This is a genomic window from Streptomyces sp. Root1310, from assembly GCF_001426425.1.
Lineage (GTDB): Bacteria > Actinomycetota > Actinomycetes > Streptomycetales > Streptomycetaceae > Streptomyces.
Genome location: NZ_LMEQ01000007.1, coordinates 168,473 through 190,245, shown reverse-complemented (window position 1 = coordinate 190,245; position 21,773 = coordinate 168,473). Strand labels below are relative to the sequence as shown.

Sequence of the window (21,773 nt, the reverse complement as noted above, 5' to 3'; positions counted from 1 at the left end):
ACAGCACGGACCGTCCCGCCGGGAGCGGGGACGGCGACCTCACCGGGCCGACGGGGACGCGACCGGCCGGACCGGATTGGCCGTACCGGATTGGCCGGACCGGACCGGCCGTACCGGATTGGCCGGACTCGACCGGCCGGACCCGACCGGCTCTGGCTGGACGCGGTCCTGGCTAGACGCGGTCCTGGAAGACGCAGCTCCACACGTAGGTGCCCGCGACACTGCCGTCGGCGCGCACCGCCTGCAGCGTGTAGAAGTGCGCGGCCCCCCGCGCGGCCGTCGTGTCCGTGTAGTCGCGGGTCTGTGCCGGCAGGAGCCCGACGTGCAGCGGCTCGTACGCCTGCGTGGCCGCGTTCCACCTGCTGACCCGGTAGCCCGCGACCGTGTCGCACTCGGCCGTCCTGTCGCACCGCCAGCTGATCGACGGCCCGTCCTCGTCGGGCCCGCCGATCACGGTGCCGTGGCCCAGGCTGCCGAGGTCCCAGTCCCGGGCGACCGTGACGGACGGCCGGACATCCAGCTCGGTGGCCTCGACGACCGTGACCTTCGGGTCGCTCGGGGGCAGCGCGTTGCCCCAGAGGTCCCTGGCGACGACCGCGTACACATACGTCTCGCCGTCCGGCAGATCGCCGCAGAGGACCGCCAGCGGGTCGCTCGTGCCCTCCCGGCAGGAGGCGGTGGTGAGCCACTTGACCGTGCCGTCGGCCTGTCGGACGCCGGTCCAGACCGCGTAGCGCTCGACGTCGTCCTCGGTCGAGGCCGACCAGCGCATGAGGATGCCGTCGGCGCGCGGGGTGGCCGTCACGCCGGTGACCGGACCGGGTGCGACGCGGTCGCCGGTGCGGACGACGAGCGGGGCGGACAGCGCCGACTCGTTGCCTGCCGGGTCCACCGCCGCGACCGCGTACGTCACGTACGTGCCCGCCGGCATGTCCAGGTCGTGGCAGAGGCCGCCGGTGCTGGTCTCGTCGCTCCCCTCGGCGCAGGTCACCGGGGTGAGCGCGGCCGGGTCGAGGGTCTTGCCGGGCGAGCGGTAGACGCGGTACGTCCCGCCGTTGTCGAAGTCCTCGTAGAAGCCGTCGGGCTGCTTCCAGTACACATCGGTGTAGCCGACGCGGACGACGGAGCCGAGGGAGGTCGGGGACTTCGGCGGCGTACGGTCGACGCCGTCGCCGGTGACGGCGGCGTATGGCGACGGGTTGCCGAGCGCGTCGAGAGCCCGGACCCGGTAGAACCGGGCGGTGTTCACGGGAGCGTCGGTGCGGTACGACGTCGTGGCCGTCGTGCCCAGCAGCTCGAACGGGCCGCCGGCCGCGGAGGCGGCGTACACCTCGTACGTCGCGGCGTCGGCGGCCCCCTGCCAGGCCAGGGTGGCCCACCAGGCGTCGCCCGTGACCGTGAGACCGGTCGGCGCCGCCGGGCCCGTGCGGTCCACGGTCACCGCGGTGGCGTCGAGGCTGCCGACGGACTCGCGGCCCGCCTTGTCGACGGCGCGGACCTCGTACAGGAAGGTCTGGCCCGTGGCGGGCGTCGCGTCCACGAAGGACGGGGAGGTGAGCAGCGACGAGCCGCCGGCTCTCGCCCACTGGGTGGTGCCCAGCCTGCGGTAGACGCGGTAACCGGCGAGGTCCATCTCCTTGTTCGCGGCCCAGCGCAGGGTGGTCTTCGCGGTGTCCCGGTTGTACGCGGCGGTGAGACCCGTCGGGGCGAGCGGCTTGACCGTGTCGACGGCCGCCTCCGTGCGCGGGGCGTACGTGAACGCGGCGTGGGCGAGCCCCGTCCAGGCGACGTAGTCCACGCGGATCGTGTGCTTTCCGGCCGGGATGGTCAGGTCGACGGTCTTGCGGGCGGTGGTGGAGACGTTCTGCCACAGGCTGATCTTCCGCACGCCGTCGACGTAGACGCGCATGCCGTCCTGTGTGGCGGCGGAGAGCCGGAAGGGGCCGCCGGAGCCGAAGTCCCGGGTGAGGGACCAGCGGACGGAGAAGTTGTCCTTGGGCAGCGTGACGCCCGTCGGGTCGCCGTACCCGTAGTTCTCGTTGACGGCGGCGTCGCAGGCGGTCAGTTTCGGCGTGCCGCTGAAGGTGGTGTTGCCGAAGTACTGCGCTCTCCAGACGGGAGAGGCGCAGGTGACGGCCGCGGAGGCCGGGGCGGCGATCATCAGATCGCCGGTGGCGGCGAGGGCGGCCGTCGCGGCGAGCGCGGTCAGCCGGGTACGAGTCATCACAGAGGGTGGGGCCCTTTCCGGACCAATGAGAATCAGATGGCGCGTGTGTGACTCATGAGGCGGGGGCAGGGTTGCCCCCACTCCCTCGACTTCTCCACGCACGTCTGCCGCACGTCGGCCGCACGTCGGCTGTACCGGTGCGCGCGGACGACGCGGACGCGACAGCCTCACGCCTGCAGTGGACCGCGACACCGCCCGAGGAGGTGAGACCCATGAACGCTGTATCGACGTGGGCGCTCCCCCTTCCCGTCACGGCCGGCGACTGACACAGGCGTCGCCGGGAGTGCCTTGACCACAAGGCACTCCCGAAAGGCAACACCCATGAACTCTTCGCAGTTCACCGCCGAGCCGTCGCCGAACGACACGGCCGAGCGCGACTTCACCGCGGGCGACGTCCCCGGGGTTCTCCGGTCGCCGGCCCCCGGCGGCGAAGGCGCACCCTTCATGTTCGACGTGATCATCGCCGTGGCGGCTTCCGTGAGGTGGGCGGCCCCTGCCAGGTGTCGTATGCGCATGCGACACTGCTGCACATGTTCGGAGTCGTCGACCTTCCCACCTACCTGGCAGGACTCGTCCTGATAGTCCTCCTTCCAGGGCCCAACTCTCTTTACGTCCTGTCCGTCGCCGCGCGGCGCGGGGTACGGGCCGGGTACACGGCCGCGACCGGCGTGTGGTGCGGGGACACCGTGTTGATGACTCTGTCCGCGGCCGGGGTGGCCTCGCTGCTCCAGGCCAACGCCGTACTGTTCGCGATCGTGCGGTACGCGGGCGCCGGCTATCTGACCTGGCTGGCGGTCGGGATGCTGCGGGCCGCCTGGAGGATGTGGCGGACGCGCCGTGAGCGGGTGCCCGCCGAGGACGGCCCCGCCGAGGTCTCCGTCGAGCGGCCCTTCCGGCGGGCGCTGGTCGTCAGCCTGTTCAACCCCAAGGCGATCCTGTTCTTTGTCGCCTTCTTCGTGCAGTTCGTCGACCCGGGGTACGCCTACCCGGCGCTCTCCTTCGTCGTCCTCGGCGTCTTGGCCCAGCTCGCCAGCGTGCTGTACCTCACCGCACTGATCTTCGGCGGGACCCGGCTGGCCGGCGCCTTCCGACGCCGCAAGCGCCTTACGGCGGGCGCCACCTCGGCGGCCGGCGTGCTGTTCCTCGGGTTCGCGGTGAAGCTCTCCCTCGCCGGCGCCTGACCTATGAAGGCGTCGTTCGCCGCCGCCCGACTCTTGAAGGCGTCGTCGCCGTACGACACCTGAAGGGCCTCCGGAGGGCCGCGCCGCCGTGGGTCCCGCCCGTGGGGTCAGCGAGCCTGGACGGCCGCGGGCTGCGAGGCGCGGGCCACGACGAAGAGGAGCAGCCCGCAGGCCGCCACGAGCAGCCATCCCGGATGTGACGCGGCGGCGAGGCCGGTGGGGCCGGCGTCCGCGACCAGGCCCCCGGCGAGGGCGATACCGACCGCCGCGCCGACCTGGCGCGCGGTGGAGGTGATCGCCCCTGCCACGCCGGCCCGGGAGCGCGGCAGACCGCTGACCGCGGTGTTGGTGAGGGGGGCGTTGGCGAAGCCGAACCCGATGCCGATCAGCAGGTGGGCGAGGAGAATCAGCGGCACGCTCGTGTCCTGGTCCAGGTTCGTCAGGCACAGACCGCCCGCCGTGGTGAAGGTGCCCGCGAGGATCAGTGGACGCCGCGGTCCGAGGCGCCCTACGAGGGCGCCGGACCAGGGTGCGCACAGGGTGGCCCCGAGTGCCATGGGCAGGGTCGCGGCGCCGCTCGCGAGCGGTGTCCAGCCACGGGTGTGCTGGAGGTAGAGGGTGTTGAGCAGCATGCTCACGTTCAGTGCGGCGAACACCGCCATGGCGCCCAGCACCGCCGTGGCGAACGGCGGCCGGCGGAAGAGGCCGAGGTCCATCAGGGGTTCAGCGCGGCGCAGCTCGACCAGGACGAACCCCGCCGTCGTCGCGGCGATCAGCGCGTAGCCGGTGAGCGCCACGGGCGAGGCCCAGCCGATACCGGGGCCTTCGACGAGGACGCCGACGAACAGGCCCAGGACCACGGTGAGGAGCGCCTGTCCGGGCAGGTCGAGGCGCCGCGCGCGCTCGGCGCGGGACTCCGGCACGAACACGGCGACCAGGACCAGGGCGGCGACGACGACCGGCGCGTTGATCCAGAACACCGAACGCCAGCCGAACGCGGCGATGAGCGCCCCGCCGGTGACCGGGCCCGCCGCCATGCTGAGCCCGAACACCGACGCCCACACGCCGATCGCCCGGGCGCGTTCCCTTGGGTCGGGCATCGCGTTCACCACGATCGCCAGGGCCACCGGGCTCAGCATGGAGGCCCCGATCCCCTGAACGGCCCGGGCGGCAACCAGCACGCCGAGGGACGGGGCGAGGGCGCAGATGAGGGAGGCCAGGCCGAACACGAGCAGGCCGCACTGGAAGACCCGGCGGCGTCCGAAGCGGTCCGCGAGCGCGCCGGAGACGATGAGGAGGCTGGCCAGGACCACGGTGTACGCGTTGACGACCCACTCCAGACCGTGGGTGCCGACGCCGAGGCCGTGCCCGATCTCGGGCAGGCCCACGTTGACGATGGTGGTGTCCACACCCACCAGGAACATACTGAGCGCGCAGACGGCCAGGACCGTCCAGCGTCTGCGCGCGCTGAGCGGGGAGGGCGGAGCGGCCAGGGATGTCGTGAGCACGAGAGTTACCCCTTCTACGGGTCTACGGGTCTGCGGGTCTGCGGGTCTGCGGGTCTGCGGGTCTGCCGGTCGGGTCGGTCGGGCGGGATCGGCTGCGCCCAGGCTCGGACCGGGGGAGGCTCCCGGCCCAGGAACTTTGCGAAGACTGCAAAAATGGCCGTATGGACGCCGACCTCGCGGAACTCCTCGACAGCATCGGGCCCCGGTTGCGTGCCCTGCGGCGCGACCGCGGTCTCACCCTCGAAGCCCTGTCGGAGGACACCGGAATCTCCGTGAGCACGCTGTCGCGTCTGGAGTCGGGCCGACGGCGCCCCACGCTCGATCTCCTCATCCCGCTGGCCCGAGCCCACCGCGTGGCGCTGGACCAACTGGTGACGGCTCCGGCCACCGGTGATCCGCGAGTCCATCTCAAGCCCCGCAGCCGGGAGCGTGGAAGCGTCCTCGTCCCGCTGACGCAGTACCCGGGCCGGGTCCAGGTCTTCAAGCAGGTGCTCTCACACCGCGAACCGCGACTGGTCACCCACTCCGGCTACGAATGGCTCTACGTGCTCGCCGGCCGGCTCCGGCTCATCCTGGGGGAGCGCGAGATCACCCTCCGGCCGGGCGAGGTGGCCGAGTTCGACACCGGCGAACCCCACTGGTTCGGCCCCGCCGACGCCGAAGCGGTGGAAATCCTGCACCTGTTCGGCCCGCACGGCGACCAGGCCGTCGTCCGTACGGGCCCGGCGGCGAACGGCTGAAGGGTGTCGAAGGGGGCGCGGTGCCAGACTGGCGCCATGGGGAAGCCGCAGACGGTCGACGAGTACATCGAGGGCTTCGCGGGGCAGGGCCGCGAGGTGCTCGAACAGGTACGGGCGCTGGCTCTCGAGGCGGTCCCCGCGGCGAGCGAGGCGATCAAGTGGGGCCATCCCGCCTGGGTCCACCCGTCCGGCACGATCCTGTTCATGGCCAGCGGCCACGCGAAGCACGCGAACGTCGTGTTCACCCCCAGCACCCGCGAGGCGTTCGACGCCGACCTCGCCGGCTTCGCCACCGGCAAGGGCTCGGTCAAGCTCCCCTACGGCGAGCCCGTGCCCAGCGCCCTGCTGCGCCGGATCATCGCGTTCCGCGTGCGCGAGCACGAGGACGACGGCGTGCTGTGGATGTGACGGCCGCAAAAGGCGAAGCGAGAAGGACGATGAGTCTCGCCGCGGTCGTCGGTCTGCATTCCCAGGACGCGATCAACCGCACTCGATCCAGGAGACCATCATGACCGCCACCTACACCTTCGACGTCTTTTCGAGCCTCGACGGCTTCGGAGCCGCCAGTGGCGACTGGACCGGCTACTGGGGCAAGCAGGGCCCCGAACTGCTCGACCACCGACTCGGCCTGTACGCCGAGGAGCAGCGGATGGTCTTCGGGGCCAACACCTACCGGGCGTTCGCACGGATGCTGGCCTCGAGCGCCGAGGAGTCCGAGGTGCGTGACCCATGGGTCACGCGGATGAGGAGCCTGCCGGCGACGGTGGTGTCGACCACGCTGGAGGAACCTCTCGACTGGCCGGACGCGAAGCTCCTGAGCGGCGATGCCGTCGACGTCGTCGCCCGGCTCAAGGAGGAGTCCGCGGTGCCGTTGCGCTCGCACGGCAGCCTGTCGATGAACCGGGCGCTGATGGCCGCCGGTCTGGTCGACCGCGTCCAGGTGACGCTCTTCCCCGTGATCACCGGTCGGACCGGGCTGGACCCGATCTTCCAGGGTTCGGCCGACTTCGACCTCGAACTGATCGAGCACCGGACGCTCGACGGCCACACCCAGGAACTCGTCTACCGGCCGACCCTGCATCCCTGAGTCGCGCAGGACGACCAGGGCCGGCGGACCGTCGCTGTGTCTCTTCCCGGCGACGGGTGCCGACCGCAGGGCCCGCGTCGTCAGGGCAGGATCGAGTCGACGTATCCGCCGTCGACCCGCAGTGCCCCGCCCGTCGTGGCCGAAGCCTGGTCGGAGCTGAGGTAGACGACCATGTGGGCGATCTCCTCGGGCTCGATCAGCCGTTGCAGGAGCGACTGCGGCCGGTGCTTCCGCATGAACGCGCGCTGGGCCTCGTCCCAGGGCAGGTCGCGGTCGACGAGTTCGTAGACGAAGTCCTCGATCCCGCCGGTGTGGGTGGGGCCGGCGATGACCGAGTTGACGGTCACCCCCGTGCCCGCCGCCTGTTTCGCGAAGCCGCGGCCGACGGCGAGGAGCGCGGTCTTGGACATCCCGTAGTGGATCATCTCGGCCGGGATGACGACCGCCGAGTCGCTCGCGATGTACTGGATCCGGCCCCAGCCACGCTCCGTCATGCCCGGGAGGTACAGCCGGGTCAGCCGTACGGCAGCCAGCACGTTCACCTCGAAGTAGCGCCGCCACTCGTCATCGCTGATCTTCAGCGGGTCGGCGGAGCCGAAGATGCCGAGGTTGTTGACGAGGATGTCCACCTCGGGCAGCGCCTCCAGGACTCGCTGCGCGCCCTCCTCGTTCGCCACGTCGGCGGCCACGGGCACGAAGGAGGCTCCGGGCACCTCCGTCGCCAGCCGCGCCACGCTCTCGGCGACCCGCTGCTCGTCTCGGCCGTTCACCCCTACGCGGGCGCCGGAACGTGCGAGCCCGGCGGCGATCGCCGCGCCGATGCCCTGCGTGGAGCCCGTGACCAGGGCGGTGCGTCCCGCCAGATCGATCTGCATGTGCAACCAGTCCCTTTGCGCGTCTGTCCGTCCGTCCCGCGTGCCGGTACCTCTGCCGTCACCGCCAGCCTGGCGGCAGGGCGATCGGCTCGCCACTCCGGACGATGCCGATGCCGATGCCGACGGCCTCGGCTGCGTATGCCCGGTCGGCGACGGGGGACACGCGTGTCGGGCTCCTGTCGTGTGCGGGACTGACTGCCGTCCCTTCCCCGACGTACCGCGCCGAGCGGCAGAAGTTCGAGGACCGCGCAGCCGTCGACGCCGAGCCGCAGCCACCCGGCCGCGGACTCCACATGCGGACATCCGGGCCGAGTCGGCGAGGCTTCCGGTCGGGCCGCCCGGCCGCTCAACTCGCACAGCCCGCACAAAGAATCTCTGGTCAGCCGGGGGGAGGAAGCCGTCGAGTCGGGTCGTCAGGTGCCGGCATCAGGTGCCCCAGGACGGCGAGTTCGCGAACTGTGCTGGTCGAACACTGTTCGGGGTGATCGAAACTCTCGTATAGTGACGCCCGGTTGATCACCGACTACAGACTTCTGTGCACTATCTGCCCCTTAGGACAACACAAGGGTCGCGTTCCCGAGCGGCCACCCGAGGACCTGAGCGATGACCGCGCCCGCCCCTTCCGGCGACCGATCCACCATCCGTTCGCTGCTGCCCCTACCCCTGTTGACCGCCGCCCTGTCCGCCCTCGCCGTCGTAGGGGCCGTCACGTCCGTACCCGAGTCGGCGCAGGCGCTCGTGGGCTGCGGCGGCGCCATCGCCGCGGTTCTGCTGTGTGTGGCCGTCACCGTCGCCGTACACGCGCGCCGCACCACGCGCTCCGTACGTGCCGCGCTGCGGACCGCGACCGCCGAGGCCGAGCGGGCCGCCCAGGAGCGCGACCTCCAGGCGGAACGATGGCGCCGCGAACACCAACGGCACACCGACGCCACCGCACACGAACGAGCCCGGCTCGCCGAGGAGTTCACCAGGGAACGCGCCGTACGCGCCCAGGAGGCCGAGGCCGAACGGGCCCGGCTCGCGGCCGAGGTCCGCAGGCTCTCCGGGCAGCTCGACCAAGCCCTCGGCGACCGCGACACCGCGATCGCCGCGACCGCCAACGCCGCGGCCCGGATGCAGGCACTGGCCACCGGCACCCTGGCCGACCTGCGCGCCATGGAGGAACGGCACAGCGACGAGGACGTCCTCGCCGACCTGCTGCACCTCGACCACCGCACCGCCCAGGCCGGCCGTCTCGCCGACTCCGTCGCCGTCCTCACCGGCGCGCGATCGGGACGCCGTTGGGCGCGCCCCATCTCCATGGAGTCCGTGCTGCGCGGCGCCATGGGCCGGATCAGCGGCTACCAGCGCATCCGCCTGCACTCCGTCAGCGACACCGCGGTGGCCGGGCACGCGGCCGAGGGCGTGATGCACGCGCTCGCCGAAGTGCTCGACAACGCGGCCAACTTCTCGCCTCCCAACGCCGAGGTGCACGTCTACGTCGAGGAGGTGCCGGCCGGCGCCATCGTGTCGGTGGAGGACAGCGGGCTCGTCATGAGCGACGTCCAGCTGCGCCGCGCCGAACAGGCAGTCTCCGGCGACGCGGGCGGACTCGGCGGACTCACCGGCACCCGGCTCGGCCTCGCCGTGGTGGGACGCCTCTCCCGCAAGCACGGAATGAAGGTGTCCTTCCGGCCCTCCGCGCGGGGCGGCACCGGTGTGCTCATGCTCATCCCCCAGGACATCCTCACGGCGGCGCCGTCCCCCGTGCGGCGCCCGGCGGACCCGCCCGCGCGCAACGCCCCGGCGCGCGCCCCGCTGCCGGACCTCGGGGCGCCCGCCCCCGCCGAAGTCGCCACGGCTCCCGAGGAGGTCCCGCCGCAGGAGGCCGGCGCCGACGCCGCCCCGCAGACGGGCGACGGGCTGCCCAAGCGCCGGCGCGGCCGCACCCTGGCCGCCGCGGAGAGCGCGCGCGCCGCCGCCCAGAGCGCCGAGCGCCGCACGGACCCGCCCGAGGACATCCGCGTCCGTGCCAACCGCTTCGGTGCCTTCCGCCAGGCGGTGCGCGCCGCCGGTCCGGCGGAACGCACAGGCGGGCACCCGCTGCCGGCCGCCCCCGACGACTCGCACACCACGCCGTCCCCGCAGACCGAGACGGCGCCCGGCAGTTCCACCCCCTCGCACCCGGAAGGCGACACCACCTCATGACCGGCACGACCACCGCCGACGAGAAGCTCACCTGGCTCATAGAAGGACTCCTTGAGCGCACCCCGGGCGCCCGGCACGCCCTCGTGCTCTCGCGCGACGGGCTGAAGCTGTGCCGTACCCCGGAACTGACGGTCGACCAGGCCGACCAGCTCGCCGCCATCGCCGCCGGCATCCAGTCGCTGTCGCACGGCGCCTCGGTCGAGTTCGGCGACGGCAGCGGAGGCGTGCGCTCCTCGATGACCGAGTTCTACGGCGGAACACTGTTCATCGTGGAGGCGGGTGAAGGCGCGCACCTGGCCGTGGTCACCACCGAGGAGGCCGAACCCGGACTCGTCGGGCACAACATGAGCGAGCTGGTGGAACAGCTCGGAGAGCACCTGACGGCCCCGCCTCGCACGGCGTGAAGCGCCCCGGCAGGGACGACGCCCCCGACCGGCTCTACACCCTCACCGGGGGGCGCAGCCGCTCGGGGCCCGACAGCCCCTTCGACCTGGTGACGCTGGTGGTGGCCGAGAGCGACCCCACCGTCGGCATGCAGTCCGAGCACGCGGCGGTCCTCAGACTGGCGCGGGCGCCCACCGCCGTGGTGGAGGTCGCCGCCGAACTGGGGCTTCCCGTGAGCATCACCAAGATCCTGCTGTCCGACCTGCTCGCCGCCGGACGGGTCAGCGCACGCCACCCCCGCAACTCCGCCCTTCCCGATCCCGACGTCTTGGAGCAGGTGCTCGTTGGACTCCGCAACCTCTGACGTGCGCACCCCCCTGGGTGCCACCGCCGACAACGGTCTGAAGATCGTCGTCGTGGGCGGCTTCGGCGTCGGAAAGACGACCATGGTCCGTTCGGTCAGCGAGATCCGTCCCCTCAACACCGAGGAGACGATGACGAGGGCCGGCGAGACGGTCGACGACATCAGCGAGATCCGCGGAAAGACCGCGACCACCGTGGCCTTCGACTTCGGCCGGATCACCCTCGACGAGCGCAACGTGCTGTACCTCTTCGGCGCGCCCGGCCAGGAACGCTTCTGGTTCCTGTGGGACCGGCTGTTCTCCGGCACCCTCGGCGCGGTCGTCCTGGTCGACACCCGGCGCATCGACGACTCCTGGTACGCCATCGACCGTCTGGAGCGCCACGGTACGCCGTTCATCGTGGCCTGCAACGACTTCGGCGGCGCCCGCCACGCGCACAGCGATGTCCGCGAGGCGCTCGACCTCGATCCGCAGGTGCCCCTGATCGACTGCGACGCCCGTACCCGGGAGTCCAGCAAGCAGGTCCTCATCACGCTCGTCCAGCACATCCAGAGCCGGTACGCCGGGCAGAGGGCCCACACCGCCGCTTCACCACGGGAGTTCGTGTGAGCACCGACGCCGTTCCGCTCAGCGGTCCGCGCTTCCAGACCGAACCCGCCCGGCTGTACCGGGAGATGCGCGCGCAGCACGGCGCCGTCACCCCCGTCCTGCTGGACGGCGGGGTCCCGGCCTGGCTCGTCCTCGGCTACCGCGAACTGCACCAGGTCACGGGCGATCCCGTGCTGTTCAGCCGCGACTCGGAGCTGTGGAACCAGTGGGACACGATCCCCGGTGACTGGCCCCTGCTGCCGATGATCGGCCGCAAGCAGCCGTCGATCCTCTACACGGTCGGCGAGCGGCACCGCGAGCGGGCCGCCATGATCAGCAACGCGCTGGAGGCGAGCGACCCGACCCGGCTGCGCCGCCACGCCGAGCGGTTCGCCGACGAGCTGATCGACGCCCTGTGCGCCGAGGGAACGGCCGATCTCATCGGCCAGTACGCCATGCTGCTGCCCGTACGCGTCCTGGCGCGGCTGTACGGCTTCTCCGACGAGGACGGACCGGGCCTGGTCACCGCGCTCAACGACATGATCGACGGCCGGGAACGCGCTCTCGCCGGACAGAGTCATCTGGCCTCCTCCATGGGCGAGTTGCTCGCCGCGCGCCGGGCCGCGCCCGCCGACGACGTCGTCTCGCGCATGCTGGCCGACCCCGGTGGCTTCACCGACGAGGAGGTCGCCCAGGACCTCATGGTGATGATGGCGGCCGGGCACCAGCCCACCGCCGACTGGATCGGCAACTCGCTGCGGCTGATGCTCACCGACGGCCGTTTCGCCGCTTCGCTCTTCGGTGGCCGCAACAGTGTCGCGGAGGCGATGAACGAGGTGCTCTGGGAGGACACGCCCAGCCAGAACGTCGCCGGGCGCTGGGCGTCGCGGGACACCCACCTCGGCGGGCAGCACATCCGGGCCGGAGACCTGCTCATCCTCGGTCTCCAGGCAGCCAACTCCGACCCCCAGGTGCGTCCCGTCGGAAACGAACTCACCGGCGGCAACAACGCCCACTTCTCCTTCGGCCACGGCGAGCACCGCTGCCCGTTCCCGGCCCAGGAGGTCGCCGAGGTCATCGCCCGGACGGGGATCGAGGTCGTCCTGGACCGGCTGCCCGACATCGATCTCGACGTCCCGGCCGAGTCCCTGACCCGTCGCCCCTCGCCCTGGCTGCGCGGCCTGACGGAACTGCCCGTGCGGTTCACCCCCACCCCTGCCCTGGGAGGCAACTGATCATGACGTCCGGAACCGAAGAGCTGCGGATTCCCCTGGATCCGTTCGTCACCGACCTGGACGGGGAGAGCGCCAAGCTGCGGGCGGCGGGACCGCTGGCCGCGGTCGAGCTGCCCGGCGGGGTGCCGGTGTGGGCGGTCACCCGGCACGCCGAGGCCAAGGCGCTGCTGACGGACCCCCGGCTCGTCAAGGACATCAACGTGTGGGGCGCCTGGCAGCGCGGCGAGATCCCGCCCGACTGGCCGCTGATCGGCCTGGTCAACCCCGGCCGTTCCATGCTGACCGTGGACGGTGCCGACCACCGCAGGATGCGCGGCCTCGTCGCCCAGGCCCTCACCCCGCGCCGGGTGGAGGCGATGCGGGAGCGGATCACCGAACTCACCGGACGGCTGCTGGACCGGCTGCCCGCCGACGCCGAAGTCGTCGACCTCAAGGCGGAGTTCGCCTACCCGCTGCCGATGTACGTCGTCGCCGACCTCATGGGCATCGAGGAGAGCCGGCTGCCCCGGCTGAAGGTGCTGTTCGAGAAGTTCTTCTCCACCCAGACCCCGCCCGCGGAGGTCGTCGCGACCCTCGTCGAACTGGCCGGGATCATGGCCGAGACCGTCGCCGCCAAGCGTGCCGAGCCCGGTGACGACCTGACCAGCGCGCTCGTCCTGGCCTCGGAGGACGGTGACCGGCTCACCGACGAGGAGATCGTCTCCACGCTCCAGCTGATGGTCGCCGCCGGCCACGAGACCACCATCTCCCTGATCGTGAACGCCGTCGTCAACCTCTCCGCCCACCCCGACCAGCGGGCACTGGTCCTGTCGGGGGCGGTGGACTGGTCCGCGGTGATCGAGGAGACCCTCCGCTGGTCGACGCCGACGTCGCACGTGCTGATCCGGTTCGCCACCGAGGACGTCCCGGTCGGCGACCGGGTCATCCCGGCGGGCGACGCGCTCATCGTGTCCTACGGCGCGATAGGCCGCGACGAGGAGGCACACGGCCCCTCGGCCGGCGACTTCGACATCACCCGCGAGACCCGCACCCGCCACATATCCTTCGGCCACGGCCCGCACGTCTGCCCGGGCGCCGCACTGTCCCGCCTGGAAGCGGGCGTCGCGCTGCCCGCGCTGTACGCCCGCTTCCCCGGGCTGGACCTGGCGGTGGCCCCGTCGGCCCTGCGCAACAAGCCGGTGGTGACCCAGAACGACCTCTTCGAACTCCCCGTACGGCTCACCTCCCCGACCGCCTGAGGAGTTCACGAGCGCCCCTCCCACACCCGTGCATCCGTACGGCCGTGACGCGAGGAAGAACCGGGTGACGCGCTCCCGTCCCGTGACCCCCCGAGCCGGGACGGGAGCCGTCACCGGCCCCTGACGACGGGACGGACGTCCGGCGCACGGGTGGCCCGGCGCCCCACCCGGCCGAGCGACGGAGCGGGGTGTGGGGCGGGCCTCGGGCCGACCCTGCGGGACCCCCGGCCCGCAGCCGACGGTCCCCGGCCCGCAGCCGACGGTCCCCGGCCCGCAGCCGGCGGCCGGACGGCGATCTAGACCTTCGAGTCCTGCTTCCAGTCCTCTACGAGGAGTCCGAGCAGCACCTCGTCGAGGAACTCGCCCATCACCCAGGCCGAGGAGCGCAGCACGCCCTCGCGGACGAAGCCGTTGCGCTCGGCCGAGCGCAGCATCGCGGCGTTGTCCGACAGCGTCTCGATCTGCAGTCGCTGCAGGCCGCGCACGACGAAACCGTACTGGCACAGCACCGCGACCACATCGGTGCCGTAACCCTTGCCGCGGGAGGAGGGCAGCAGTCCGAGGCCGATGTGCGCGGCCCGGTTGTGGTTGTCGATGCCCCACAGCGTCGCGGTTCCGACCAGGGTGCCGCCCTCCAGCTCCACCACGGAGAACTTGACGCTGCCCTGCTCCTTGTCGTCCACCACGAGCCGTGGATCCTTCGAGCCGGGCGTGATCGGCCGCCACGGCCCGCCTTCCGCCCGCGAGGAGTTGACCACGTCGTCGTAGAGCTCGGTCCGCAGGATCGGGATGTCGTCCTCGTGCCGGGCCCTGAGCCCGACCTTGTCGCCTTTGAGCATGCAGGTTTCCTATCCGGCCGGACCGGTCCGCTGCAATCCAATAAGCATGCCGGGACCGTGCGCGGCGACGCGGATCCCCGGCGCCCGGACCTCGCTCCCGCACGCTCGCCCCCGCGGTCCTCGGGGGAGGTGGCCGAGGTCCCGACGAGCAGTCGGTCGGACCGGACCCCGTCGTCGCGCGCGGCCTGGGGCGGAGGGTGCACGGGTGGTGACGGTATGCTCACGCGGTGGGCCGGAAAACCCGTCGCGCCGTCCGAGGCGCCGGCGGAGGATCGGAGAAGGCCGGTCCGGCCGGGCGCGGGGCCAGAAGGAGGCGATGGGATGCGGCAGGCGAGTGTGCTCGATGTCGGGTGCCACAGTGCTCTGCTGACGGTGGTGCGGCGGCGCCCGGGCGCCGACCTGGAGCCGGTGTTCTCCCGCAAGGTACGCCTGAGCCTGCACGAGACCCTCGACCGCAAGGGGCGGCTGGACAAGGCAGGAGTGAGGAGCGTCGAGCGGGCCGTGGCCGAGGCCGTCGACGCCGACCCGCGGCTGCGCGGGCAGGACGTGTTCGCGTTCGCCACCTCCGTCATCCGGGACGCGCCCAACTGCGACGAGATCATCGCGAGGGTGGCACGCACCACGGGCACCCGGCTGCGCGTCCTGGCCGGCGAGGAGGAGGCGCGGCTGGCCTACGTGGCCGCCCGCCGTTGGGCGGGCCCGACGGCCGGCCGGCTGCTGGTCCTGGACATCGGGGGCGGCACCGTGGAGATCGCCTCCGGCAGCGCAGAGCAGCCCGGCGTCGTGCACTCGCTGCCGCTGGGCGCCCGCAGGATCACCCGGGACTGGCTTCCCGGCGGCATCGCGCCGTCCCCGCGCCGTCTGGCCGAGATCCGGCAGCACCTGCGCCGGTCCCTGGAGGGTGTCCCCGGCCTGCCGCAGGCCGAACCGGGCGGGCGAGTGCTGGCCTGCTCCAAGACCTTCGAACAGCTCGCCCGGCTCGCCGCCGCCCAGAGCAAGTCACCCCGAGGCGCACGGCTGCTGGCGCTGCCCCAACTGCGCACATCGGTCTCCCTGCTGGCCGACGCGGGACCGTCCCGTCGCGCCAAGCTGCCGGGCATCTCCCGGCACCGCGCCGAACAGTCCCTGGCCGGAGCCCTGATCGCACAGGCCCTCATGGAGGCCTGCGGAGTCAGGAATGTCGAGATCTGCCCCTGGTCCACCCGTGAGGGACTGCTGCTCGAACGCCTCGGCGAGCCTCCCACGCCCGCCGGGCGGCCCCGCGCCGTCGCCTGAAACCGACGGCCGTCGAGAGCGCGGGCGTCCGGAACCCTCCGGTGACAGCCAGACCGCGTGCGTACACGCTGAACGCCGAGAGCGCCAGGCTGCTCCACCAGGCCGCGCGCGCCCCTGCGAGCCGGTGACCTCGGGCGATCGGTCGGCGACACCGCACCACGTGTCCGACGCCGCGCCGGTGGCTGGTCGCGCTGCTGTCGCCGCGTTCCCGGGAGCGGGTGGCCGCGGGCACGGAGACCGTCGCCCCGACGCGGCACGACGAACGCGGCACGACGGACGCGGCCCGTCCGCGCCGCCGTACGGTGCGCCTTCGCTTTACTGGAGACGTCAGTTGGGTGATGCTGACCCGGCGTTGAAGGGATGATCGACACGCCAGGGACGGGTCGGTCCGGAGGGGGAGACCGCCGTGGTGCGCGTAGTGCTGCTGGGACCGATTCGGGTGTACGCCGACGATGTGACGCCGGTCGGGGTGGGTGGCGCCCGGCTGCGGATGCTCCTCGCCAGGCTCGCCCTCGAAGCGGGCCGGACGGTGTCCGTCGACTCCCTCGTCGACGGCCTGTGGGGCGAACAGCCGCCCAACGACGCGGCCAACGCGCTCCAGGCGCTGGTGTCCCGGCTGCGCAGGGCGTTGAGCGGGTCCGCGGCGGTGGAGTCCGCGCCCGGCGGCTACCGGCTCGCGGTGCGGGCCGAGGACGTGGACGTTCACCGCTTCGAGGATCTGACCGCTCGGGGCCGCCGGGAACTCGCGGCCGGACGGGCCGGCCAGGCCGCCTCGCTGCTCGGAACGGCCCTCGGCCTCTGGCAGGGATCCGCGCTCGCCGATGTCCTGGACGCTCCTTTCGCCGGCCCCGTGGCGACCCGGCTCGACGGCCTGCGGACCGCGGCGGCCGAGGACCGCTGCGATGCCGAGCTACGGCTCGGACGGTACGGAGAAGTGCTGACGGACCTCGAAGCGGCCGGTGCCGAAAGGCCGTTGAGCGAGCGGGTCGCCGGGCTGCGGATGCGGGCGCTCTCCGCGGCCGGACGGCAGTCCGATGCCCTCGCGGTGTACGAGGCGATACGTGAGCGGCTCGACGACGAGCTCGGCGTCGTCCCCTCGACCGAGCTGCGCGAGGTCCATCTGGCCCTGCTGCGAGGCGAGTTGGAGACACCCGCCGGGCGGGCCGAGGCCGCCGCGAGCCGCCTCCCGGCGAGACTGACCAGCTTCGTCGGCCGCGACGACGAACTGAGCCGGCTCGGCAGGCAAATGGCCCACAGCCGGCTCGTCACCATCGTCGGCCCCGGTGGGGCGGGCAAGACCCGCCTCTCCTTCGAAGCGGCCACCCGGGACCGGGCCCACGCGCGCGGCCGGGTCTGGTTCGTGCCGCTCGCCGGGGTGAGCGCACCGGACCGGCTGGCCGACGCGGTGCTCGGCGCCCTCAGCTCGACCGACGGCCGCCTCTACGATGCCGGCCGGGGGCGGCCGGCCGGCCCGGTCGAGCGCATGGCCGGGCTCTTCGGCAGCGGCGACGCCCTGCTGCTGCTCGACAACTGTGAGCACCTCGTCGACGCGGCCGCGGAGCTTGCCGCCGAACTCCTGCACCAGATGCCGGAGTTGCGGATCCTCGCCACCAGCCGCGAGGCTCTCGCCATCACCGGTGAGTCCCTGTGCCACCTCGGCCCCCTCGACGTACCGACGGGATCGCCGGAGCCCGCCGAGGCCGCGCAATCGCCCGCCGTCCGCCTCTTCGTCGAGCGGGCCGCCGGAGTCCGGCCGGACTTCACGCTCGACGACATGACCCTCGACGCCGTGGTCGAGATCTGCCGACGGCTCGACGGCATGCCGCTGGCCCTCGAGCTGGCCGCGGCGAAGCTCCGCTCGATGAGCGTCGAGCAGATCGCGCGTCGCCTCGACGACCGCTTCCGGCTCCTCGCCTCGGGCAGCCGCACCGCCCTGCCTCGCCAGCGCACGCTGCTCGCGCTCGTCGAGTGGAGCTGGGACCTGCTCGACGAACCCGAGCGGATCCTCGCCCGCAGGCTGTCGGTGTTCCCGGGCGGGGCGACCGTCCCCGCGCTCGAAGCCGTGTGCGCGGACCCGTCGCTCCCGGCCGCCGACATCCCGTACGTCCTGGACGCCCTGGTAGAGAAGTCGCTGGTCGACCATGCCGACGACGGCGCGGGCGAGCCGCGCTACCGGATGCTCGAGACGGTACGCGCGTACGCGGCGAGAAAGCTTGCCGACGCCGAGTCCGGGGACGCCCTCACCAAGCGCTACGCCGCCTACTTCCTGGCCCTCGCGGAAGAACACGAACCCCGTCTTCGTACCGGCGAACAGCTGCGGGCGATCGAGGTCTTCGACGCCGAACACGACAACCTCGTCCTCGCGCTGCGCCTGGTCGTCGACGCCCGGGACGCGAGCCTGGCCGCTCGATTCGCCGAGGCGATGTTCTGGTACTGGGGGATCAGGGGGATGGGTACCCGGCTCGACACGTATCTGGCGGAGGTCGCCGGGTCGGACACCGCAGAGGCAGGGGAAGGCGTACCGGCACCGGAACCCGTACGGGTACAGGATTCCGTACCGGTACGCCATGCCGTACTGGAACGGCATTCCGTACGGGCACGAAGCGCCGTACGGGCAGGGGGCGGCGAACGTCCGGCCGTCGAGGGCGAATCTGCGACCGCACGGGAGTTCCACCCGGCCGTACTGCTCCTGCGGATGTCCCGGGTCTCCTTCCCCGCGGGCGCGCCGGGGTCGGGCGAAGCCGCGGAGCGGAGCGCGCTCGACTCGCCCGATCCCTGGGTGCGCGCCAGCGCCCACCTGGCGCGGGACTTCGCCCTCACCGAACAGGGTGATCTGGTCACCGGCGCCGAGTCCCGGATCGAGGCGCTGCGCGGCTTCGAGGAGGTGGGCGACCGCTGGGGGCTCGTGATGAGCCTGCTCCCGATCGGCCGCGACCACTCGCTGCGCGGCGAGTATCCGCAGGCCATCGCCACCTTCGAACGAACCGTGGCACTCAGCTCCGAGCTCGGCACCGAGGACTACCTCTACCTCAGCAAGGCCAGGCTCGCCCGCGAGCGGCGGCGCAGCGGCGACCTGGCAGGCGCCTTCCGCGATCTGCACGCCGCCCACCGGCAGGCCCGCGAGCAGGGACAGCTGCGCCTGGAGGCCAACATCCTCGTGGGCCTGGCCAACGTGTACCGCAGGTCCGGTGACCTGGCGCAGGCCGACGCGACCCTCGACCGTCTCGAGGCGCTGAGCGCTCGGCGCCCCTCCCTCAGGGAACTGGCTCGCGACCTGATCGTCAGCACCCGCGTCGAGAATCGTCTCGCCGAGGGGGACGCGGCGCGGGCCAGGGCTCTGCTGCCCGAGGCGGCCGGCGCCCTGTTCGGCCAGGGAGCGGGCGCGGCGCTCGCCTGGGTGGCCGAACTGCTCGGCGGACTGAGGGCATTGGAGGGCGCCCCCGAAGAAGGCGCCAGGTCGCTCGGCATGAGCCAGGTGATGCGCGGGGCCTTCGACTGGGGCGAGCCGGAGTGGCGCGAGCTCGTCGACCGCATCGTGGCGACGCTGGGCGAGGAGGGCTTCAGGAAGGCGTTCGAGGACGGGGCCGCGTACTCCCGTGAGGACGCGCTGCGGTGGCTGGAGGCAGAGACCTTGCGGACGGTACCGGGGCTCTGACGAGGTGCGCGGCCATGCGGACGGCCGGGCGAGGTCCGCACACGGGGTGCGGACCTCGCCCGGCCGGGTCGGTCACCGGAGGATCATCCGGCGTTCTTGCGGTAGGCGTGCATGGCCAGCGGGAAGAAGACGGCGATCACGCCGGCCATCCAGGCGAAGGTGCCGGCCAGGGAACCGGCCACCGGGCCACCGTTGAGCAGACCGCGGACCGTGTCGGCCACCAGGGAGACGGGGTTGACGTCGGACCAGGCCCGGAGCCAGCCGGCCATGTCGTCCCGGGGGACGAAGACGTTGCTGGCGAAGGTGAGCGGCAGGATCAGGATGGTCATGAGGCCCTGTACGGAGGCGGGGTTCTTGATGAGCATCCCGAGGTACACCGAGATCCAGGAGAAGCTGAGGGCGAAGCCCACGAGCAGGGCGAGCGCGGTGAGCGAGGCGACCGGGCCGGCCTCGACGCGGTAGCCCATGATCAGGGCGAGGACGACCAGGGTGCCCAGACAGACGACATAGCGGACGATGTCGGCGAGGACGGCGCCGATCAGCGGGCTCGAGCGGGCGATCGGCATGCTGCGGAACCGGTCGAAGATCCCGGTACTGGCGTCCGCGCAGAGCGAGGCACCGATGCCGACGCTGGCCTGGAAGACGGCCATGACCATGACGCCGGGCGTGACGAGCTGCAGATAGCCGTCGGTGTCGCCGCCGGACATGGCCTCCCCGAAGAGGTAGATGAACATCAGCAGACTGATGATCGGGGTGAGGATCACGTCGACCAGCTGGATCGGCGACTTCATGAACTTGGTGACGCCGCGGCCGGCCAGGGCGAGGCTGTGCCGCGCGGTCTGCGCGAGGCCGATGCGGCCGGGAAGCTCGGCGTTTGCGATGAGGGGCTGGGCGCTCATGGCGGGTCCTCTCGGGAAAGTCTGCACGGAGTCAGGGGAGTCAGGGGAACCAGGGGAATCGGGGCGGCTGGGGGAGTCGACGGAGCTGGGGGCGGTCTTGGGCGGCCGCGAAGTCAGACGGCGACGGGCTGGTCGCCGGTGACAGCGGGCGCGTGTCCGGTCAGGGCGAGGAAGACCTCGTCCAAGCTGGGCAGTCGCAGGCCGAGTTCGTCGGCGGTGATGCCGACGCCGTCCAGGCGGCGCGCGACCGCCGCGACGATCATCGGGTCGTCGGCCGGCACGGTGAGGACGCCGGAGTCCCGGGCGGGGGCGTGTCCGGTGAGCTCGGTGAGCATCGCGGCGACCTGCGGCACATCGGCGGCCACGGTGGGCCGGACCTGGAGGATCTGGCCGCCCACGCGACGCTTGAGCTCACCGGGGCGGCCCTCGGCGACCTTGCGCCCCTTGTCGAAAACGGTGATGGAGTCGGCGAGTTGATCGGCCTCCTCCAGGTACTGGGTGGTGAGCAGCACGGTGGAGCCGTCGGCCACCAGCTGCCGTACGACCTCCCAGACTTCCTGCCGGGCGTGCGGGTCCAGACCGGTGGTGGGCTCGTCCAGGTAGAGCACCTGGGGCCGGCCCACCAGGGAGGCGGCCAGGTCCAGACGGCGTCGCATCCCGCCGGAGAAGGTGGCGATCGGCTTGCGGGCCGCCTCGGCGAGGGAGAAGTCCTCCAGGAGCGTGGCGGCCCTCGCCTTCGCATCGCGCCGGGACAGGCCGAGCAGCCGGCCGATGAGCACCAGGTTCTCGGCGCCGGACAGGCTCTCGTCCACGGAGGCGTACTGACCGGTCAACCCGATCAGCTGCCGGACCTTGACCGGGTCCTTGACGATGTCGTGGCCGCCGACGGTGGCGTGTCCGCCGTCGGGGCGCATCAGCGTGGCCAGGATGCGCACGGTGGTGGTCTTGCCGGCGCCGTTGGGGCCCAGGACGCCGACGACCTTGCCGGCCGGGACCTCCAGGTCGACGCCGTCCAGGGCGGTGAAATCGCCGTACTTCTTGACCAGCCCCTCGGCCCGGATCGCGTACGTCATGTTCAACAACTCCTCGTCAGATCCTCGTCGTTCTCGATGACCATGACGATGCCGGGAGTCGCTGACAGTCCGCGGACAGCGCGCTGACGGCGGTCGCCGACGCTTGTCAGGGAGTGTCAGGCGGTGTCAGGCGTCGTCCCCCTTCGGGTGTGCGGTGGGGGGAGCGCGAGCTGGGACGCTCTCGCCGTCGAGGGACGCTTGCATGGCGCGGAGGCGCCGATGCCGGAGGGTGCCGTTGCCGATGGCCCGAACGAGGAAGACCACGGTGAACAGGGCGCATCCAATGGTCTGCCGGGGCCGGAGGTGAGGGCCGCCAGCCCGCCGAAAGGGAAGTTGACGGTCCGACAGTTGAGCGTCACGTAGGCGGGACGGTGGGGGACCGGCATGGGGGTGTGTGCCGTATCACGCCACAAGAAGCCG

General features: G+C 72.2%; 18 protein-coding genes. 12 read left to right on the top strand and 6 right to left on the bottom strand.

The window, feature by feature from the left end:
* Positions 1–172: 172 nt before the first annotated feature.
* Positions 173–2,224, bottom strand: coding sequence for a PA14 domain-containing protein (locus ASD48_RS16145; RefSeq protein ID WP_057602326.1), 2,052 nt, complete (start codon positions 2,222–2,224; stop codon positions 173–175).
* Positions 2,225–2,757: 533 nt separating this feature from the next.
* On the opposite strand from ASD48_RS16145, the gene leuE reads away from it, so the two are divergent.
* Positions 2,758–3,408, top strand: coding sequence for a leucine efflux protein LeuE (gene leuE / locus ASD48_RS16140; protein WP_057602325.1), 651 nt, complete (start codon positions 2,758–2,760; stop codon positions 3,406–3,408).
* Between the two features lie 107 nt (positions 3,409–3,515).
* Here the strand turns inward: leuE and ASD48_RS16135 are convergent, their stop codons facing one another.
* Positions 3,516–4,916, bottom strand: a complete 1,401-nt coding sequence (locus ASD48_RS16135; RefSeq protein WP_057602324.1) for an MFS transporter — start codon at positions 4,914–4,916, stop codon at positions 3,516–3,518.
* A gap of 161 nt (positions 4,917–5,077) precedes the next feature.
* On the opposite strand from ASD48_RS16135, the gene ASD48_RS16130 reads away from it, so the two are divergent.
* From ASD48_RS16130 to ASD48_RS16120, 3 genes are all read left to right on the top strand, one after another.
* A complete protein-coding gene (locus tag ASD48_RS16130; protein WP_057602323.1) occupies positions 5,078–5,656 on the top strand; it encodes a helix-turn-helix domain-containing protein in 579 nt (192 codons plus the stop codon).
* A 36-nt stretch (positions 5,657–5,692) separates the two neighbouring features.
* Positions 5,693–6,064, top strand: coding sequence for a DUF1801 domain-containing protein (locus tag ASD48_RS16125; RefSeq protein WP_057602322.1), 372 nt, complete (start codon positions 5,693–5,695; stop codon positions 6,062–6,064).
* Positions 6,065–6,164: 100 nt separating this feature from the next.
* Positions 6,165–6,743 carry a dihydrofolate reductase family protein gene (locus tag ASD48_RS16120; RefSeq protein ID WP_057602321.1) on the top strand — a complete coding sequence of 193 codons (579 nt, stop codon included), beginning with the start codon at positions 6,165–6,167 and terminating at the stop codon, positions 6,741–6,743.
* 80 nt (positions 6,744–6,823) lie between these two features.
* On the opposite strand, the gene ASD48_RS16115 is transcribed toward ASD48_RS16120, so the two are convergent.
* Complete coding sequence (locus tag ASD48_RS16115) at positions 6,824–7,618, bottom strand: SDR family oxidoreductase (protein ID WP_057602320.1); 795 nt, start codon at positions 7,616–7,618, stop codon at positions 6,824–6,826.
* Between the two features lie 603 nt (positions 7,619–8,221).
* Between ASD48_RS16115 and ASD48_RS16110 the strand changes: the two genes are divergently transcribed.
* From ASD48_RS16110 to ASD48_RS16085, 6 genes are read left to right on the top strand one after another with little or no spacing between them, the layout of a single operon-like run.
* Positions 8,222–9,805, top strand: a complete 1,584-nt coding sequence (locus tag ASD48_RS16110) for an ATP-binding protein (RefSeq protein WP_057602319.1) — start codon at positions 8,222–8,224, stop codon at positions 9,803–9,805.
* Positions 9,802–10,209: a roadblock/LC7 domain-containing protein gene (locus ASD48_RS16105; RefSeq protein ID WP_020126464.1), complete on the top strand. Its 408-nt coding sequence runs from the start codon at positions 9,802–9,804 to the stop codon at positions 10,207–10,209. Before ASD48_RS16110 ends, ASD48_RS16105 begins: the two co-directional genes overlap by 4 nt.
* On the top strand, positions 10,206–10,553 hold the full coding sequence (locus tag ASD48_RS16100) for a DUF742 domain-containing protein (protein WP_057602318.1): 348 nt from the start codon (positions 10,206–10,208) through the stop codon (positions 10,551–10,553). The genes ASD48_RS16105 and ASD48_RS16100 overlap by 4 nt, the downstream gene beginning before the upstream one ends.
* Before the next feature lie 13 nt (positions 10,554–10,566).
* Positions 10,567–11,160, top strand: coding sequence for an ATP/GTP-binding protein (locus ASD48_RS16095; protein WP_057602366.1), 594 nt, complete (start codon positions 10,567–10,569; stop codon positions 11,158–11,160).
* Positions 11,157–12,374 carry a cytochrome P450 gene (locus ASD48_RS16090; protein WP_057602317.1) on the top strand — a complete coding sequence of 406 codons (1,218 nt, stop codon included), beginning with the start codon at positions 11,157–11,159 and terminating at the stop codon, positions 12,372–12,374. The genes ASD48_RS16095 and ASD48_RS16090 overlap by 4 nt, the downstream gene beginning before the upstream one ends.
* Positions 12,375–12,376: 2 nt before the next feature.
* On the top strand, positions 12,377–13,612 hold the full coding sequence (locus ASD48_RS16085) for a cytochrome P450 (RefSeq protein WP_057602316.1): 1,236 nt from the start codon (positions 12,377–12,379) through the stop codon (positions 13,610–13,612).
* 296 nt (positions 13,613–13,908) lie between these two features.
* Here ASD48_RS16085 and ASD48_RS16080 read toward each other — a convergent pair whose 3' ends face one another.
* Entirely contained in the window at positions 13,909–14,451 is a 543-nt protein-coding gene (locus ASD48_RS16080) for a GNAT family protein (protein ID WP_057602315.1), read from the bottom strand.
* A 321-nt stretch (positions 14,452–14,772) separates the two neighbouring features.
* On the opposite strand from ASD48_RS16080, the gene ASD48_RS16075 reads away from it, so the two are divergent.
* Both ASD48_RS16075 and ASD48_RS16070 read left to right on the top strand, forming a co-directional pair.
* The gene (locus ASD48_RS16075) at positions 14,773–15,726 is read left to right on the top strand and encodes a hypothetical protein (protein ID WP_057602314.1); all 954 of its coding nucleotides are present in this window, start codon (positions 14,773–14,775) and stop codon (positions 15,724–15,726) included.
* A 406-nt stretch (positions 15,727–16,132) separates the two neighbouring features.
* A complete protein-coding gene (locus tag ASD48_RS16070) occupies positions 16,133–19,381 on the top strand; it encodes a BTAD domain-containing putative transcriptional regulator (protein WP_242432598.1) in 3,249 nt (1,082 codons plus the stop codon).
* An 83-nt stretch (positions 19,382–19,464) separates the two neighbouring features.
* Here the strand turns inward: ASD48_RS16070 and ASD48_RS16065 are convergent, their stop codons facing one another.
* Positions 19,465–20,280 (bottom strand): ABC transporter permease, encoded by an 816-nt coding sequence (locus tag ASD48_RS16065; protein ID WP_057602313.1) that lies wholly within the window; start codon positions 20,278–20,280, stop codon positions 19,465–19,467.
* Positions 20,281–20,393: 113 nt separating this feature from the next.
* A complete protein-coding gene (locus tag ASD48_RS16060; protein ID WP_057602312.1) occupies positions 20,394–21,353 on the bottom strand; it encodes an ATP-binding cassette domain-containing protein in 960 nt (319 codons plus the stop codon).
* Positions 21,354–21,773: the final 420 nt, after the last annotated feature.

Excerpts from the sequence above, each read along its gene's own strand:
- ASD48_RS16145 (WP_057602326.1), bottom strand. The coding sequence starts at position 2,224 with ATGACTCGTACCCGGCTGACCGCGCTCGCCGCGACGGCCGCCCTCGCC.
- ASD48_RS16125 (WP_057602322.1), top strand. The coding sequence starts at position 5,693 with ATGGGGAAGCCGCAGACGGTCGACGAGTACATCGAGGGCTTCGCGGGG.
- ASD48_RS16080 (WP_057602315.1), bottom strand. The coding sequence starts at position 14,451 with ATGCTCAAAGGCGACAAGGTCGGGCTCAGGGCCCGGCACGAGGACGAC.
- ASD48_RS16130 (WP_057602323.1), top strand. The coding sequence starts at position 5,078 with ATGGACGCCGACCTCGCGGAACTCCTCGACAGCATCGGGCCCCGGTTG.
- ASD48_RS16120 (WP_057602321.1), top strand. The coding sequence starts at position 6,165 with ATGACCGCCACCTACACCTTCGACGTCTTTTCGAGCCTCGACGGCTTC.
- ASD48_RS16105 (WP_020126464.1), top strand. The coding sequence starts at position 9,802 with ATGACCGGCACGACCACCGCCGACGAGAAGCTCACCTGGCTCATAGAA.
- ASD48_RS16115 (WP_057602320.1), bottom strand. The coding sequence starts at position 7,618 with ATGCAGATCGATCTGGCGGGACGCACCGCCCTGGTCACGGGCTCCACG.
- ASD48_RS16075 (WP_057602314.1), top strand. The coding sequence starts at position 14,773 with ATGCGGCAGGCGAGTGTGCTCGATGTCGGGTGCCACAGTGCTCTGCTG.
- leuE (WP_057602325.1), top strand. The coding sequence starts at position 2,758 with ATGTTCGGAGTCGTCGACCTTCCCACCTACCTGGCAGGACTCGTCCTG.
- ASD48_RS16060 (WP_057602312.1), bottom strand. The coding sequence starts at position 21,353 with ATGACGTACGCGATCCGGGCCGAGGGGCTGGTCAAGAAGTACGGCGAT.
- ASD48_RS16110 (WP_057602319.1), top strand. The coding sequence starts at position 8,222 with ATGACCGCGCCCGCCCCTTCCGGCGACCGATCCACCATCCGTTCGCTG.
- ASD48_RS16065 (WP_057602313.1), bottom strand. The coding sequence starts at position 20,280 with ATGAGCGCCCAGCCCCTCATCGCAAACGCCGAGCTTCCCGGCCGCATC.
- ASD48_RS16085 (WP_057602316.1), top strand. The coding sequence starts at position 12,377 with ATGACGTCCGGAACCGAAGAGCTGCGGATTCCCCTGGATCCGTTCGTC.